Below are 16246 nucleotides of genomic sequence, written 5' to 3' on the forward strand. Positions count from 1 at the left end.
TTGAATGCAGCCAGAAATGGCGCATTCCTGCGCATCTCGCATGTTCTTGACATGTTCTCGTTTCTGATTTAGACAATAACCGCCTTTCGCAGTGCGTTCCGGGCTCCTGACCACAAGGAGTCCGTGCATGACACGGCCAAAATCTCTCCAGGTACATGTCACCGTCGAGCTCGCTGAGCGGGTTCGTGCTGCAGCTAAGCGGCGCGATATCAGCGTCAGCGAATGGATCCGGTCGCTGCTTTCGCAGGCATGCGAAAATGACGATCTTGCATCAAAGCTCGAAACATCTGTGGACCGCGTCAGCCGTCAATCGGTGTTCACAATGGTCGGCGTCGATGCCCTTCTCGCAGGGCATGCCGATCACGGTCTGCGTGAGCGAGCCCATCAGGCCTACGCGCGCAAATGCAAGGAACTGGGGCTCTCCGCAAACGCCGGCGAGGGAGGTTCCGATGAAGCGTAACCTCGTCAACTTCACGCGCGGAAGCCAGCTGCTCGGGCACTTCAGCTTCATGTTTGCAGCAGGTCTCAAAGGGCCGCTGATCATCGCCGCCATCGGCATTTCCTGGACTAGCTGGTGGACCATTTCGGCAGGGCTGAGCGATCACGAAACCTACCTCGTCTGGATGCGCATTTATGCTGCCATCTACGGCTTCATGGAGTTCGATCCGGCCAAACAGGTCGCACTCGAAACGGGGTTCGGAGGAACCGTCCAGCTCCCCATCATAATGCTCGATGCCTATCCGCCGGTGATCCGTGCGTGGGATCATCTGCTCGACTTGCTGGGCGATGCACTGGTGCGTTCGGCCTTGCTTCTCGTGCCGGCCTTCGCGCTGTTTTACTGGTTCGCAGCGCGCTTCGGCAGCCGTTCGAAAGAGCGCAAGCATGAACGCGGAGCCATGCTCGTTACCTTACCGGAACTGGTTGATGAGTTGCGCGGGCACAACCAGCGCGAGCGCGCCCGAGAGCTTTCGAGCGCCATGGGTTGGAAATGGCATCTGTGTTCGCCCAAGGAACTGTCGGCGGCATTTCCATACCGGCCGTCGCATCTTGCGACAGTTGTCTATCCCTGGCGGCTCGAACAGAGCCACGCCATGCTCATCGGGACCACCGGCATGGGCAAGACAGTCGCCATGTCGGACATGATTGCCGAAGCCGGCGCGAAGGGACAGCGCTGCGTCGTATTCGACCTAACCGGCGCTTTCATCGAACACTTCTACCAGGCCGACCGGGACATCATTCTGAACCCGCTCGACGCGCGCTGTCCGCAATGGAGCCTCTTCGACGAATGCCGCACCGAAGGTGAATTCTGGGCGGCAGCGGAAGCCCTCGTACCCCATGACGGGGGCGGGGAGGCGCAGTTCTGGGTCATCGCGGCGCGTGCGCTGTTCGTCGAATTCTGCCTCAAACTGGCGGCCGAAGGACGGGGCACAAATGCCGCGCTTGCCCGCGAACTGATGACCGCTGATCTCTCGCGGGTCCACGCAATGATGCGAGGCACGATCGCCGATCCCCTGACCGCTCCTGAAGCCGCGCGTATGGCGGAATCGATCCGGGCAGTGTTCAACGTGAACGCCAAGGCGCTGAAGCTCCTGCCCACTTCCGGGCGCCGCTTTTCGGTCCGAGACTGGATCGAGGAGGGCGCCAATGAAGACGAGGGCACTCACGCCAAGAAAAGTGGCTCGATGGTCTTCATCTCCGCGCGCTACGTCGACATGAGCGTGTGCGCGCAGCTGCTCACACTGTGGCTCGATACGGCGATGAACACGCTGATGACGATGCCCCGCACCAAGGACCTCAAATGCTGGTTCTTCATCGACGAGCTGGGCGCGCTTCACCGGCTACCCGCTCTTGAGAAAGGACTGCAGACAGCGCGCAATTTCGGCGGCGCAATCGTCACCGGCATCCATGCCTATGCCAAGCTCAAGGAGGTCTACGGTGAGAACATGGCGATGACGCTTGCATCGCTTGCCAGGACCAAATTGATCCTCGGTACGGCAGACCGCGAGACGGCCACCTGGTGTTCCGACTTCATCGGGCATCGCCAGGTTCGCGACATGGAAGAAGGCTATACCTATGGCTACAACAATGCCCGCGACGCCGTCAGCCTGACGCCGCGCAAGCATATCGAGCCTTTGCTGCTGCCCGACCAATTGATGAACCTGCCGCGCCTGTCAGGCTTCATCAAATTCCCGGATGGCTTTCCTGCAGCGCCGGTCCGTTTGAAGCCGATAGACCGGGAAAGAATCGCACATGTCTTCGTCGGTCGGGCCAAGGATCGAGAGCCAATCCGGAAAGCCGAAGGCGAAACTGGGGGCGGCCAGACGTCTGCTAATCCGCCAACAAACCAGAGCGAACATCCCTCGTCGAACGATGACGGGGCAGGCAAGCCTGTCGTCCCAAAGCAAGGTACTCTTCCGCTTGAGCCAGCAGTCGAGGTCGATGCCAAACAGGTACGCCAGCGGGTGGCGAAACAGGCCGAAAAGGACGTTCCTGAAGACACTAGGAAGCCGTCAGCCAAATCCGGTCATCCACGAGGATCGTCGCCCGACGAGCGCACGGCAACGCCACGCAATTCCCGTCCGCTGCTGCCGACCAATGCGGCGTTCCGCAAAGGCGATCATCCCGATGAGAAGGAGCCATCGAATAGCGTGAAGGAGGGACGCCGAAGCGACTTGCCGCGGGCCAATCCACCCTCGGATAAGCCGCAAGCCGTCGATCGAGCAGCCCAGCGTCAGCGAGAGGCAGAAGCCCGCAAGCTCATGCTCGAAGACGGCGTTCCCGAGCAGGATCAGCCATCGCAGGAGGGGCCCGATCTCGGCGATTTTGAACTGTGACGCACGAGGCAGATGCCGCCTGGCGGAGTGAGACCTGATGCTCTCTGTAGCCAATGTCCGTACCGCCAGCGGCGCTGCCAACTACTTTGCCGCCGACAATTACTATACCCGCGCCGATGCCGAGAGATCTGGTCAGTGGCTTGGCAAAGGCGCGGAGACGCTTGGCCTGCGAGGCGTTATCGAAGCCTCGCAGTTCGAGGCCGTGCTCAAGGGCATGCTGCCCGATGGAAGCCGTGTCGGGAGCGATAACAGGGCCCATCGCGCCGGCACCGACCTCACTTTCTCGATGCCCAAGAGCTGGTCCATCCTTGCCCTCGTCGGCGGAGACAGGCGTATCCTCGATGCCTATGGCGCGGCCGTCCGCGAGACGCTGGCCTGGGCCGAGAAGAATCTCGCCGAAACCCGCATGGAGGTCCGAGGCAAGGAACGGGTGGTCGCGACGCTCAATCTCGTGATCGGGCTTTTCCAGCACGATACGAACCGCAATCAGGAGCCCAACGCGCACTTTCACGCCGTGGTTGCCAATGTAACCCAGGGGCCCGATGGCAAATGGCGAGCGCTGAGAAATGACAAGATTTGGGAGCACAACACGCTGCTCAATGCCATGACCATGGCGCGCTTCCGCTTAGCCGTAGAAAAGCTCGGCTACCAGGTTGGGGAATACGGCAAACATGGCAATTTCGAAGCGGTGGGCGTTCCCAAACCCGTTCGTGATGCCTTCAGTTCGCGCCGTGCCGAGATCCTCGACAAGCTTTCGACGATGGAAGGCAATGGCCTCGCGGCACGCAATGCGGCCAATCTGATGACCCGAGCGGACAAAGGGCCGGTGGCAGACCGCCAGGCTCTCGTGAACCAATGGCGCGAGGCAGCAGCAAAGTTGGGCTTTGATCCGAGGCTTGTCATTTCACAGGCCAATGCACGGGCCGCCACCGACATTGGCTCCGTCTCCGGAATTGGAAATTCAGTACGATCGATCGGCCAGCGCGCGCGCCTTTTGGCTGCGACCTTTGCGGAGCATCTGGGGCTACGTCAGGGCGACCCGCTAGTGCCTCGCGACATGGGGCGCCGGACGCCCGAGCAGATCGCGGCCGTTCATGCGGTCGCATCGGCAATCCGGCATTTGGGCGAGCGCGAGGCCGCCTTCTCGCGGACCGAGATATATCGCTCAGCGCTAGGCTTTGCCTTGCCCACCACGCTCCCCGACATCGAACACCGCGTCGACCAGTTGCTGCGCCAGGGCTACCTGCAAAAAGGCAATGGTGCAGATCGCAATCTTGTCACGACCCGCGATGCGATCGGGCTCGAGCAGCGCATCATCGCCGCCGTCGAAACCGGACGCGGGCATGGAACTGCCGTAGTCGCAGCTGATGTGGCCGGAGAGCGGCTACAGGCGCTATCTCAGCTCAAATATGGCCTGACCTTGAACCCTGGGCAGGAAGGGGCAGGGCGCCTGCTTCTCGCCTCGCACAACCGGATTGTCGCCATTCAAGGCGTAGCTGGCGCCGGCAAGAGTACCGTCCTCAAACCTGTGGCGGACATCTTGCGCGAGGAAGGCAGGTCCGTGCTCGGGCTCGCAGTCCAGAACACGCTCGTGCAGATGCTTGAACGTGACACCGGCATTCCCTCGATGACGGTCGCGCGCTTCTTGCGCCAACATCGGGATCTTCTGGAAAAAGCAGACCAGGCGAGGCTTGCCGAGGCTCGCGCGTCTCTGCGCGGCACCACGGTTCTGCTCGACGAAGCCTCGATGGTTGGCAATGCCGACAAGGAAAAGCTGGTGCGCCTCGCCAACCTGCTTCAGCTCGACCGCTTCGCCAGCATCGGGGACAGGAAGCAATTGGGCGCTGTCGATGCGGGCAAACCCTTCGACGTCATGCAGCAGGCAGGCATCGAAACCGCCACCATGAACACCAATCTCCGGGCCCGCGATAAGGCGTTGCGCGATGCTCAATATGCAGCGCAGGGCGGACATATCGATGAGGCCTTGCGACACCTTGGCCCGCATGTCGTCGCGTCGGGAAATACAGCTGCCGTCGACGCCGCGGCGGCCTGGCTATCGCTTTCACCTGCTGAGCGTGAGGTGACCGCGATCTATGCGTCGGGTCGCAATTTGCGCGGACAGGTGAATGAAGCCGTCCAAACTGGGCTCAAGGCCAATGGCGAATTGGGACCGGGTTCCTTGGGTCTCACTGTGCTGTCGCGCGTCAACCTGACGCGTGAGGAAATGCGCTATTCGCGCAGCTATGCGGCCGGCATGGTGCTCGAAGTCGACCGCCGGCAAAGGGGGCAGGGGCTGCAGAAGGGCCGCTATGACGTGGTCGAAACCGATCCCACCCGCGAACGCGTGATGCTGCAGAACGAGCGGGGCAAGCGCTTTGAATTCCGTCCGGGCCAGATGCGACCGCAAGGTGACCAGGATCCGCTGCGTCTCTTTGAGGTTCGCCCACTAGAAATTCACGATGGTGACCGCATCCGCTGGACCGCGACCGATCATAAGCGCGGCCTGCTCAACGCCGATCAGGCGCGCATCGTGGCGGTTGATCCGAAGGGTGTCACAGTGAAAACGTCGCTTGGCGCCGAACACCTTCTGGGGCTGGGCGACCCCATGCTCGAGCGTCTTGATCTCGCCTACGCGCTCAATGCGCACATGGCGCAGGGTCTGACCTCCGACCGCGGGATCGCCGTCATGGATAGCCGCGAACGCAATCTTGCCAATCAGCAGACATTTCTGGTGACGATAACCCGCCTGCGCGATGGTCTGACCCTGTTTGTCGACAATGCGGTCAAGCTCGAAGCAGCTGTTGAGCGCAATCCGGGAATGAAGCGCTCGGCGCTTGAAACGGTCAATCAGCTGCGCGATGCGGCAGCAACGGGCCAGGCGAAGGGCAAGGCGTCTGATCGTTCGCAAGAACCGGCCCGCGAGCCGCCCGAACTCGATCGCTCGATCACCAAGCCCTTCGAAATCGGGATCTGACGCAGCTGCGATCCGAAAGGGTCCGTATGGGACCGGTTGACTGTTAGTTCTGCTTTTGTTCTCATGGCGACATGTCCCGAATCGCCGATGAAATCCTGTTCACGCATATCGAAGTCGCGCTTGCGGTTGCGTCCGAAGCAACGCTTGTCGGGCTCGGTGCTGACGACCCGCGAACCCAGCGTAATGCTCGTGTTGATCTCGCGCGCCACCTGGTCGAACGCATGCAGGGTTTGGAGATCGAAGGAGAGGGGAATGCGGGCGGGAGCTCTCAGCCCACACTCTTTCCGGGCGATCTATCGCCGATCGGCTAACCGTTGCTGTGAATTGGCTGAGGCAGTTCTGGCTTATTGAAGCTGGGTCGGGCCTTTCTTGCCCATCAGCTCCGCCACGCGTTTGGCAATGGCTTTCCAGGTGGCGATACCCGCCTCGTCCCGTGCCAGAGCGAGCGCGCCGATCTGCTCGGCGACATGAAGCGGTGCATCATCGCCATGTGTCTTCAGGACCTGGTTGGCACAGGCCCAGAGTTCCCAATCGCTCAGCATCAGCCGAGACGTCCAACAAGGCCGAGGAAGAACGCGATCAAACCGTAGCCCACGACACTGCCCGCCAATAAAAGTTCAATATTGAATTTGGAGCGAGGAGGGCGGGGTTGTCCTGCTGGCCAGATCTGATCGCAGATGAGCTCGTTGAACCCAGCGCGGCGTCCGCAGACTTCCACTTCGCATCCGAGCAACCGGCGTGCTCCACGCCCGGTGTCGAGCTCCCACACACCGCCTCCCGAATGCAGTTCAAGCCCTAAGGGGCCTTCGGCAAGACGGCCTGTCAGACAGAGTTCCGGGCCTAGCGGCATGCAGGACCTTTCCAATAGCGATCCCAGCGCAGCACTGTGCGTGTCTGGATCATCGCGCAGGAGAGATCGGCTCCGTTCGGCAGTTGGCACCAGGCAGCCGTCCGGTTGCCGCCTGCCGAACCTTCCGACCGGCACGTCAATCTCGGTCCGCGAACCACGACGTGCCCTGTCGAGATGGTCCCTCGAGGGCCGCCAAGAAGATCGACGAGCGCGTCGCGCGCTTCGATAGCCGACGCGTCGGGGCAGGGCTGGTTGGTTCGGCATGTTCCGTCCATTTCGCGCGCGGCGATTCCTGCAATTCGGACATGGGGGCCTTCGGCACACCAAATGGGCCCGTCGCCATCCCACACACGCGTGGGTGTGCAGGTAAATGTCTGGCCGGCAGCGACGATCGAGGCAGCGAGGAAGGCAAGCATTGGCGAGCTACCTAGCGCAGCGCGCGGCCGAACCAAAGCACGCGGCCGACGATATTGATCGTCCGCTTTTCCAGGCCGCGCCAACTTGGATAGGCCGGATTATCGCTGAGCACCGAGACCCGCTTGCCCTGTGGTTCGATAGCGACCCGCTTGACGCTAAGCATGTCATCCATGCGCAGCACATAGATCCCGTCGCGCAGCCGCGACTGTCCATCATTGAGATCGACCATGACTTCATCGCCGTCATGCAGGGTCGGTTCCATCGAATCTCCATGCACGGCGATGATCGAAAGGCTCGTTGCCTTGCTTGCGGTCAGACGGCGCAGCCATTTCTCGTCGAACCCGAACTGGGCGCATTTGGATTCCATTTCGGCCAAAGCGCCGTGCCCTGCCGAAGCTTCGACATCGAGAACAGGGACATGGACCAGTTCGACGACTGGGCCGGATCGCCGTTCGGGCGCACCGAGGATCTTCTCGTCTACTCCGAAGAAGCGGGCGAGCACGGAGCGGTCCTGCTCGTCCAGTTGTCGCGGGCTGCCGCGGCGGATGTATTGCTGGATGTAGGCCGCGTTGCGTCCAAGAAGGCGGGAGATCGAGGAGTAATTGCATCCTCGTTGCTGGATCAGATCGTCCAGGGCTTTGCGTGCATCTTCCATCGCTGCGGGTCCTATCGCATCCGTCTAGGAAATTCGATCCTAGACTCTAGGAAGCCTTCCTAATAAGAACATATCAAGAACACAAGCGGAAAGCGAGTCGAAGGCGATGGAGCTCCTGGACCAGATTGAGGGCTATTTGGCGCGAAGCGGTATGAAGGCCAGCATGTTTGGTAGGCAGGCCGTCGGCGACCCACGGTTTGTTCAGGATCTTCGCGAAGGGCGTCGGCCGAGGCACAAGACGACGCAACGTGTCCTTAATTTTCTCGCGTCTACAGAGGGAGTTGCGTCCACGCTCTCGGATCGTGTTGACGTGTTGGCGGATTAGATTCGCATTGCCTTAATCACATCCGTACAGTAGGTGTACCCATACAGAAACTGGTCAGTCCAGCTTTTGTGGGGGCTACGGGGTATGGACGGCGAATCAGGATTACGAAGAGGGGTCGAGAGCAGGCTGGAGTTCATCGAATTCCGGTTGTTCTGGGAAGGCCACGTAAACCGAAGCGACATCGTCGAGACTTTCGGGGTTTCAATCAATCAGGCGTCAGCCGATCTCAACAGATATCTGGGTCTGGCCGAGACCAACATGGTCTACGACAAAAGCGCACGGACCTATGTGCGAAGCTCTTCCTTCAAGCCAATCTTCCATAAGCCTGACGCCGAGCGGTATCTCACCCAGATCCGGTCGATCGCTGACGGGATCATTACTCCTGACGATGTCTGGATCGGCAGCGTTCCGGGGTTTGCTTGCGCGCCAACACCTGCCCGCGGTGTGTCTGCCCCCATTCTCCGAGCGGTCGTGACCGCGATCAAGCGCAAGGAAGCACTCGAGGTCCTTTATCAATCGATGTCCTCGCCGGATCCGTCCTGGCGCTGGATCGCGCCACATGCCTTGGTCTTTGACGGGTTCAGATGGCACGCCCGGGCCCACTGCGTCCGTAGCGGGGAGTTCAAGGACTTCGTTCTGTCCCGCATCGGTGAAACGCGCGCGAGCAAAGCTAGCGAGGGGACAGCTTCGCGCGATCATGATTGGCTCAATGACATTGAGCTCGTCATCGCGCCCCACCCTGAACTGAGCGTCGGCCAACGAAAGGCGATCGAACTCGATTATGCGATGGATCGGGGCAGGGCGACCATCCCGGTCAAGCGGGCGCTTCTGTACTACGCACTCAAGCGGCTTGGGCTCGACACCGACCCGTCGGCTCGGCGCCCCCAGGACCAGCAGATCGTTCTGTTAAATTCGCACGAAGTCAATCTAAGTTTGGGTGGCGTCGATAAGTAATGCGCCGTGTTGATTATTTACTAAGCGATCTTGGGCAAGCACCGAGATCAAATAGATGCTTACATCGGATTATGGGGAACTGCAGATGAGTTTGGGTTACAATATTCCTTTGGTCACCTCTCTCTGCGACGTCAGCCCAGACGTGTTTTCTATGAGCCGGTCGGAGCAAGTGGAGCACCTCTCATCGATTGGCGACGCGGATTTATCGACCGCGCGCTCTTTCTACGCGCGAAACCATGTAACTAGCGGGATGTCCGAGTTTTTGGGGGGCGCGCTTCGGCGCCTGTCCGGCCAGAGTCAGCAGGCGGTCTTTGAACTTCGTCAGGCCATGGGGGGAGGCAAAACCCACAATATGATCGCCCTCGGTCTTCTGGCCCGGTTCCCAGAGCTGAAAGACCAACTCCCGGACACAGTCACGGCTGGAATGAGCGACGAGCCTGCCGTGATCGCCACCGTCAATGGGCGGGACGTTCAGAATTTCATTTGGGGAGACATCGCCGAGCAGCTCGGTCAGGCGGAAGCGTTCCGGGACCACTGGGTCAACGGGCCGAAGGAGATGAACGAGGGGGACTGGATCCGGCTCATAGGAGACCGGCCCACCCTGATCATGCTCGACGAACTTCCCCCGTACCTCGCCATGGCGCACACCAAAACAATCGGTCAGGGGACCCTGCTCGACCTTCTGAAATACTCAATCGCCAACCTCTTCTCCGCTGCGATGAAGCTCAAACGCTGCGTGGTCGTCGTCGCCTCCCTCGATGCCGCTTATGACGAGGCGCGCCGGATCCTGGGCGGGCAGCTCGCGGACCTCCAGAAGGAGACGAGCCGCGGCGCGAAGTCCATCACCCCGGTCGATCTGAACACGGGCGAGATCTACGATATCCTGCGCAAACGCCTCTTTACCCGGTTACCGGATCCGGACGGGGCGGAAGTGGACCGGGTGGCGCAGGCCTATCTCGCCACCTACCAAGAGGCGATCCGGGGCCGGGCGCTGGCGAAATCCGCAGAGCAGATGGCGGACGAGATCGTCGGCTCCTATCCGTTCCACCCGAGCTACAAGGACATTCTCTCCCTGTTCAAGGAGAACGAGAAGTTCCGCCAGACTCGGGGCCTGATCCAGTTCACCGCAAACCTGATGCGCGGGGTCTGGGGTAGGAAGGACCAAGAGGAGGTATTCCTGATCGGAGCTCAGTTCCTCGACTTCTCCGATCAGGAAACCCGAGATCAGGTGAAGGAGATTGAGCGGTCGCTCGAGTCCGCCCTCGCCAGCGACGTCTATGACACGGACGGGTCTGCTCATGCGCAGGGGATCGACGGCGACCGCCACGATCGCGTCGCGTCGCAGGTGGCGACGCTCCTGTTCATCTCGTCGTTGTCGGACAACACGGATGGGATCCGTGGCCTGCCGCGCGACACGGTCGTCGAGTATTTGGTCTCTCCCGGCCAAGAGCCCACGCGGTTCATTGAGGCGTTCGACCAACTCCGCGACAGATGCTGGTACCTGCACAACCGGGACGGGGACCGGTGGTATTTCTCGGACATAGCCAACGTCCGCAAGCAGATTGAAGACAAGGTCGGGAAGATCCCTCAGGACCGGGTCGATGAAGAGATGCGTCGCCGCCTCACAGACATCTTCCGTCCAGTGAACAAGCTCGCCTATTCCGAGCTGGTGGTGCTTCCGCGGGTCGATGACGTGAACCTGACTCCGTCTAAGCGGACCTGTCTGGTCCTCTCTCCCGACGCGAAGTCCCCGCCCGCTGCGGCGGCGCGGTTCTTCGAGGACGTGGTGTACAAGAATGCGTTCTGCGTGGTTACCGGTGACGGGTCGAAGATGGCCAGCGCGGAGGACAGCGTACGCCGTCTCCTCGCGATCGCTGCCGTGAAGACGATCGTCGCGGATACCCCAAGGCATCAGCGGGAGATCGAGACAGAGCAGGAGACGACCGAGATCGGCTTCAACTCCACCGTCAAGAGCCTATTCAACGCGGTCTGGTACCCCCAGACCAAAGAGTTGAAGAGCGCCCGGATCGACCTCGGCCACTTCCAGGAGCGGGGAGTGATTCAAGGGGAGAAGGCTGTTGAGGCGGCCCTCGCGGGGGGAGGGGCAAAGAAGCTCGTCGAACTTGACCCGGAGAAAATGGACGGGCTGATCCAACGCTGCGAGGATCAACTCTTTCCGGAGAACCAGTCCCGCACACGCTGGTCGGACGTGCTGGAGCGCGCCGCGTCGAACCCTCGCTGGATATGGCTTCCGCCGAAGGGCATGGAGGAGATCAAGGCAGCGGCCCTCGCGGAGGGCCGCTGGGTCGAAGAGAATGGCTACGTCGACAAGAGCCCGCCCCCGCCCCAGCCCGTGGTCAGGGTCACCCGGATCGGTGGGGACGACACGACCGGGGAGAGCGAGCTTGAACTCGCTGTCTCGAATGCCGGACGAGCACCCGAGGTGCTAGTCGCCCCGACCCGGGAAGGTCTGGGCGCGGGTGAGACCATCACGGACCGGACCTACCGGACCACGGAAGTCGAGCTCTGGTTCCAGGCCCGCAACCCGGAATCGGGCGAAGTGAGCGAACCCTATCGCTGGGCTGGGTCGATCACGATTACCCATGAGAGGCGCGATAACGCGGGCATGTGGCAGGTGACTCTCGCGGCGCGCCCCGAGGCCGAGCTGCGTTGGAACATTTCGGGCATCAATCCGAAGGACGGGGCGATCTACGATGGGGAGGCGATCGAGATCGATGGGCGCCAGAAGACCACGCTCTACGTTTACGCGGTCAAGGGGAGCGTATCGGCCCAGAGGACTTTCGCTTTCGACGCAGTCGGTGCGCAGCGAACTATCAACAACGAGCGCCCCGCGAAGGCGAAGCGGGACTTTCAGTTTGCCTCGAAGGGTGAGGTTCTCAGGGTTGTCCGGGCCGCGAAAGGGAAGGAGAGCGTCCGGTTCCACGGGGTCAGCGTCACCGTTGGCGAGGGAGAGCGGAGCCTCCGCGTGCGCAGCGGCGGGGACGTAGCCCTGTCGGGTGCGGACATCGAGACGATGATCGAGGGTCTGCGCGGTGCACTTGGGCAGGCGGACGCGGAGGTGCAGCTCCGGTTTCGTGAGGCGGAGTTCCCGGATGGGTACGCCCTGAAGGACTTCGCGACCCAGGTTGGGATCGACATCCCGGTTGAGGACGTGGAGCAGGAGGCCTGATGGCGGAAAAGGTGATTACTCACGGGTTCGGGGTTCCGAATGACCCACTGCCGCACCAGTTCCTGGTCCGGGTCCCGGCTGGCCGCACAGACCCAGTCGAGGTCTGGGAAGATTTCGGCGCGGTCGGGGTCGGGACAGCCGCGCAGCGGCTCTGTCGGGCTGCAGTACCGCGCGACACCTGGCGCCAGGTTGCGGAGGGGGTGAAGGCCCACCTGAACCGGCGCTTGAAAGAAAAGGACCTGAAGGCGTCCCGGTTCAACGCCGGGGACAACCGCGTCGAGCGGATCCTCGGGCGCGAACTCTGCGTGCTGGCCTGGGCGATCGAGGACGCGATCCCGGACGAGGCAGCGATCGCCTTCACCCGGTGGTCCTCTCACCGGCCGGAGGAGCTTTGGTGGCTCTTCCAGCAGATCAATAAGGACGGGGGGGAGTGGGATAGCCCCAAGACCGGGTGGCGTATCGCGATTCGGCATGCCCTAATTCGAGAAGGGGAGGAAGTTTCAATAGGAGCGCGTCGCGTGCGCCCCGCGACACCTCCAGAGAAAATCCCTGATCTATTTACCAAATTGTAAGGACCGACAATGGCCGTGACCGCTGCCTTGAAGACCGAAATCGTGCCATTCAGCTTGCGGGATGCACCGTCCCTGATTGAGCGGGCCTGGCCGACAGCGAAGATATCGGCTGAGACACGTCGAGAACGAAACGCAAAACAGGCTCAGACACTTACCGGCCTAGGTTCCTATTGGAAGGGGAGGAAACCCCTTTTTCTAACTCGCGCCTGTGTGTTGGCATCACTTATTCCAGCAACCGATAATATTGAACGCGATGTCGAAATATTTGAACTATTGATGGGGATTAACAACGAAGCTTTTGGTAAAAGATACTCAGGAACGGCAAGGGACTTAAAGAATCTATTTCCTGAAAGGTATGCGGATGTCGTTGAAGACAGCGGACGATCGTGCTCTTGGAGAGATGATATAGATTTAGAGGAGCGTCAAAATTATATATCCGCAATGTTTAGTGAAATACCTTATGATTTTCGGCTTGAGAAAGAGTACTCGATAAGGCGTCCTGAAGAAATTTCTGAGAAAAATCTTCTGAATGGGATTTGGGAAGAAGTTAATAGTCACCTAAATACATCTGCCTCGTCTGTTTCGGAGCTTGTCGAGCAACTTGGAATTATGCGCTTCGGTCGCCGCCCGAAGCTCGCTGACACCTTCTCGGGCTCTGGTTCAATCCCCTTTGAGGCGGCCCGCATGGGATGCGATGTTTACGCTTCAGACCTGAACCCGGTCGCCTGTATGCTCACGTGGGGCGCGTTCAACATCGTTGGCGCTGCCCCGGATGAACATGCGCGCATGAAGGCCGAGCAAGAGCGGATTGTAGCTGCGATTGATGCGGAGATAACTGCCATGGGGGTGGAGCATGACGAGGCTGGGAACCGTGCTAAGGTGTTCCTCTACTGTCTCGAAACCCGCTGCCCCCAAACAGGATGGATGGTGCCAATGGCGCCCTCTTGGGTCATTTCAAAAAAGCGTAATGTCGTCGCCCGTATGATCCCAGATCACGTGCACCGCCGTTATGAGCTGGAGGTTCATAGCGGCGTTGACGACAGTGATATGAAGGAAGCGGCACTCGGAACCGTTCGCAACGGGCGCCTACATCATCCGATGTTGGAAGATGGTCTTGGCGTCTCTCTCAAAGATATACGAGGTGATTACAAAGACGAGAATGGAGTTGGTCGTAATCGTCTACGGCGCTGGGAAAAATCTGATTTCCGCCCGCGCCAAGATGACATTTTTCAAGAACGGCTATACGCTATTCAGTGGATGTCCGGGAGGGATTTATCGGAAGGCAAGAAGAACCCGTTGTTCTGGTTCTCGTCTCCAAGTTCTCATGACCTACGTCGCGAGGATATTGTATCTGAGTATATCGAGCGAAACCTTTCCAATTGGCAAGATTCGGGGCTTGTGCCCGATATGGCCATTGAGCCCGGGTACAACACAACTCAGCCCATTCGAGAGCGTGGATGGACATATTGGCATCATCTCTATGGACCTAGGCATCTTCTTATAAATGCGATCGCTACCAAACATGCCAAAAGCCTTCCCTTTATGAATATTGGATTGGCTTGCCTATACGATAGGTCGGCAAGGACTAATCGCTGGCATTCGAGGGAAATGAATGTCGAGCAGACTTTCGACGATCAGGTGATTAATACCTTACTTAATTATGGATCTAGAGGCTGGCGACATGCAGCGCCAAACCTGAATTTGCCGGAAAGAGTTGAAAAATTCCCAGAAAAATCGTGGATCATAAAGAACTGCGTTTCATCCGAAGTATCCGAATGTACCGATATATTTCTTACAGACCCCCCTTATGCGGATGCTGTGAACTATGATGAAATTACGGAATATTTTATTGCGTGGCTTCGGAAAAACCCACCTGTGCCGTTCAACCAATGGTTATGGGACTCACGCCGAAATTTGGCGATCAAAGGCGACGGTCAAGCGTTCAAATCGGCGATGATAGAAACCTACCGGTCGATGACCGAGCATTTGTCGGACAACGGGCTCCAAATCGTCCAGTTTACCCATCAAGATGCCAAGACGTGGTCAGACATGGCCCAGATTTTTTGGGGCGCGGGCCTTCAGGTCGTACAGGACTGGTACGTCTCGACTGAAACTGTGACTGAGTTGAAGAAGGGCGGCTACGTCCAAGGTACCCACATAATCGTCCTTCGAAAGCGCCATAGTGAACAGTCGGGTTATACGGATGAGATCGTCCACGAGATCCGAGAAGAAGTAGAGCGCCAAATCAAGGACATGATTGGGCTAAATGACCAGACGGACGCAGCGCGCGGGGAGAACATCTTCAACGATGCAGATCTTCAAATGGCTGGTTACGCGGCAGCACTTCGGGTTTTGACGTCCTATACCAAGATTGATGGGATTGACATGACTCGGGAGGCGCTGCGCCCTCGCAAGAAGGGAGAAAAGACCCTGGTCGACGAGCTGACCGAGTTCGCTGTTCAGACTGCCAACGAGTTCCTCGTCCCGGACGGGCTGGAACGGGAGCTATGGCTACAGCTGAACGGCGCGGAACGGTTCTACCTCAAAATGATGGACATCGAGGAGGCGGGTGAGGCGAAATTGGACCAGTTCCAAAACTTCGCCAAGGCGTTCCGGGTCGGAGATTATGACGACCTGATGGCGTCGAAGTCACCTAACAACGCCAGGCTCAAGACTGCCAAAGGTCTCGGCCGCAGTGCCATGGCGGAGGGCGTGCAGTTCGGCCGAGACAGCATTGCCCGGCTCGCCCTTCGCGGAATCTGGCGTGTCGATAAGGGAGACGAGGTTGAAGACGTTCTCGAGGAGCTGCGCGACTTGATCTCGGACTACCTGCGCCAGCGGGATACGCTACTCCAGATCGTGGCCTACCTGGCCACGAAGCGGGCACGGACCGACCCGGAGGAAGCGAGCGCGGCCCGGATTCTTGGTACGGCTATCCAGACGGAGCGGATCTAATCATGACGAAGATACGCGCATGGAAGTTGAGACCTGGGTCTGACGATATAACTGTCCAGCAGGTTCTGAAGACTGGCCAGATCCAGCTGGACTACGAAGTCCCCGATCTGCGTCTGGATATGACACGAGACGATCTGATCAGCGCAATTCGGACCCATAATCAGGACCGGTCCGAAAAGGGAGTGCGTGCACGCGCCGGTCAGATCGACAACCTGTTCAATGAGGTCCGCAAGGGGGATCTCGCGCTCGTCCCTCGAGACAAGGGTCGACTTATGATGATCGGGGAGATCTTGTCAGAACGCTCGAACGTGACCGGCACATCCATAACGGTCCAGGTGAGCTGGATAGACCCGGGGGTGCCCATGTCCCGCTTCGATCAGGACCTTCAGTACTCTTTCATGGCAATTCATAAATTCTGCGAAGTCTCCCGGAATGACGCGGTGCGTCGCTTGCTTCGGATCGCACAGGGTGAGGTGGATCCGGGGGATTCAGAATGAACAGAGAAGTTACCAGGTGCGAG

At 59.5% G+C, this 16246-nt stretch carries 13 protein-coding genes; 9 read left to right on the forward strand and 4 right to left on the reverse strand.

Going from position 1 to position 16246, the window contains the following annotated elements:
- The first annotated feature begins 127 nt into the window (after positions 1-127).
- The 4 genes from FAX90_RS00305 to FAX90_RS00320 all read left to right on the forward strand — a co-directional run bounded on the left by FAX90_RS00305 (position 128) and on the right by FAX90_RS00320 (position 6119).
- Complete coding sequence (locus tag FAX90_RS00305; protein ID WP_144094481.1) at positions 128-460, forward strand: ribbon-helix-helix protein, CopG family; 333 nt, start codon at positions 128-130, stop codon at positions 458-460.
- Positions 450-2834, forward strand: a complete 2385-nt coding sequence (locus tag FAX90_RS00310; RefSeq protein ID WP_144096762.1) for a type IV secretion system DNA-binding domain-containing protein — start codon at positions 450-452, stop codon at positions 2832-2834. Before FAX90_RS00305 ends, FAX90_RS00310 begins: the two co-directional genes overlap by 11 nt.
- Before the next feature lie 37 nt (positions 2835-2871).
- Positions 2872-5808, forward strand: coding sequence for a MobF family relaxase (gene mobF / locus FAX90_RS00315; protein WP_144094483.1), 2937 nt, complete (start codon positions 2872-2874; stop codon positions 5806-5808).
- Positions 5809-5879: 71 nt separating this feature from the next.
- Entirely contained in the window at positions 5880-6119 is a 240-nt protein-coding gene (locus FAX90_RS00320) for a hypothetical protein (RefSeq protein WP_144094485.1), read from the forward strand.
- Between the two features lie 33 nt (positions 6120-6152).
- Here the strand turns inward: FAX90_RS00320 and FAX90_RS00325 are convergent, their stop codons facing one another.
- Genes FAX90_RS00325 through FAX90_RS00340 form a run of 4 tightly spaced genes read right to left on the reverse strand, consistent with a single transcriptional unit; the run spans position 6153 to position 7730 of the window.
- A complete protein-coding gene (locus FAX90_RS00325) occupies positions 6153-6350 on the reverse strand; it encodes a DUF6961 family protein (protein ID WP_144094487.1) in 198 nt (65 codons plus the stop codon).
- On the reverse strand, positions 6350-6658 hold the full coding sequence (locus FAX90_RS16745; protein ID WP_240704646.1) for a DUF5818 domain-containing protein: 309 nt from the start codon (positions 6656-6658) through the stop codon (positions 6350-6352). Before FAX90_RS16745 ends, FAX90_RS00325 begins: the two co-directional genes overlap by 1 nt.
- Entirely contained in the window at positions 6649-7074 is a 426-nt protein-coding gene (locus FAX90_RS16750; protein WP_144094489.1) for a thermonuclease family protein, read from the reverse strand. Before FAX90_RS16750 ends, FAX90_RS16745 begins: the two co-directional genes overlap by 10 nt.
- Positions 7075-7085: 11 nt before the next feature.
- Positions 7086-7730 carry a S24 family peptidase gene (locus tag FAX90_RS00340; RefSeq protein ID WP_007011047.1) on the reverse strand — a complete coding sequence of 215 codons (645 nt, stop codon included), beginning with the start codon at positions 7728-7730 and terminating at the stop codon, positions 7086-7088.
- 409 nt (positions 7731-8139) lie between these two features.
- On the opposite strand from FAX90_RS00340, the gene FAX90_RS00350 reads away from it, so the two are divergent.
- From FAX90_RS00350 to FAX90_RS00370, 5 genes are all read left to right on the forward strand, one after another.
- Positions 8140-9009, forward strand: a complete 870-nt coding sequence (locus tag FAX90_RS00350) for a BrxR family helix-turn-helix transcriptional regulator (protein WP_144094493.1) — start codon at positions 8140-8142, stop codon at positions 9007-9009.
- A gap of 85 nt (positions 9010-9094) precedes the next feature.
- Positions 9095-12199 carry an anti-phage-associated DUF499 domain-containing protein gene (locus tag FAX90_RS00355; RefSeq protein ID WP_144094495.1) on the forward strand — a complete coding sequence of 1035 codons (3105 nt, stop codon included), beginning with the start codon at positions 9095-9097 and terminating at the stop codon, positions 12197-12199.
- On the forward strand, positions 12199-12771 hold the full coding sequence (locus tag FAX90_RS00360; RefSeq protein ID WP_144094497.1) for an anti-phage-associated DUF3780 domain-containing protein: 573 nt from the start codon (positions 12199-12201) through the stop codon (positions 12769-12771). The genes FAX90_RS00355 and FAX90_RS00360 overlap by 1 nt, the downstream gene beginning before the upstream one ends.
- 9 nt (positions 12772-12780) lie before the next feature.
- Entirely contained in the window at positions 12781-15726 is a 2946-nt protein-coding gene (locus FAX90_RS00365) for an anti-phage-associated DUF1156 domain-containing protein (RefSeq protein ID WP_144094499.1), read from the forward strand.
- Positions 15727-15728: 2 nt separating this feature from the next.
- The gene (locus FAX90_RS00370) at positions 15729-16223 is read left to right on the forward strand and encodes a hypothetical protein (RefSeq protein WP_144094501.1); all 495 of its coding nucleotides are present in this window, start codon (positions 15729-15731) and stop codon (positions 16221-16223) included.
- Positions 16224-16246 lie beyond the last annotated feature (23 nt).

The organism is Croceicoccus sediminis (assembly GCF_007570835.1).
Classification (GTDB): Bacteria; Pseudomonadota; Alphaproteobacteria; order Sphingomonadales; family Sphingomonadaceae; genus Croceicoccus; species Croceicoccus sediminis.

Bases quoted from the DNA above. Each gene is read 5' to 3' on its own strand.
- FAX90_RS00305 (WP_144094481.1), top strand. From the start codon at position 128: ATGACACGGCCAAAATCTCTCCAGGTACATGTCACCGTCGAGCTCGCT.
- FAX90_RS00310 (WP_144096762.1), top strand. From the start codon at position 450: ATGAAGCGTAACCTCGTCAACTTCACGCGCGGAAGCCAGCTGCTCGGG.
- mobF (WP_144094483.1), top strand. From the start codon at position 2,872: ATGCTCTCTGTAGCCAATGTCCGTACCGCCAGCGGCGCTGCCAACTAC.
- FAX90_RS00320 (WP_144094485.1), top strand. From the start codon at position 5,880: ATGTCCCGAATCGCCGATGAAATCCTGTTCACGCATATCGAAGTCGCG.
- FAX90_RS00325 (WP_144094487.1), bottom strand. From the start codon at position 6,350: ATGCTGAGCGATTGGGAACTCTGGGCCTGTGCCAACCAGGTCCTGAAG.
- FAX90_RS16745 (WP_240704646.1), bottom strand. From the start codon at position 6,658: ATGCCGCTAGGCCCGGAACTCTGTCTGACAGGCCGTCTTGCCGAAGGC.
- FAX90_RS16750 (WP_144094489.1), bottom strand. From the start codon at position 7,074: ATGCTTGCCTTCCTCGCTGCCTCGATCGTCGCTGCCGGCCAGACATTT.
- FAX90_RS00340 (WP_007011047.1), bottom strand. From the start codon at position 7,730: ATGGAAGATGCACGCAAAGCCCTGGACGATCTGATCCAGCAACGAGGA.
- FAX90_RS00350 (WP_144094493.1), top strand. From the start codon at position 8,140: ATGGACGGCGAATCAGGATTACGAAGAGGGGTCGAGAGCAGGCTGGAG.
- FAX90_RS00355 (WP_144094495.1), top strand. From the start codon at position 9,095: ATGAGTTTGGGTTACAATATTCCTTTGGTCACCTCTCTCTGCGACGTC.
- FAX90_RS00360 (WP_144094497.1), top strand. From the start codon at position 12,199: ATGGCGGAAAAGGTGATTACTCACGGGTTCGGGGTTCCGAATGACCCA.
- FAX90_RS00365 (WP_144094499.1), top strand. From the start codon at position 12,781: ATGGCCGTGACCGCTGCCTTGAAGACCGAAATCGTGCCATTCAGCTTG.
- FAX90_RS00370 (WP_144094501.1), top strand. From the start codon at position 15,729: ATGACGAAGATACGCGCATGGAAGTTGAGACCTGGGTCTGACGATATA.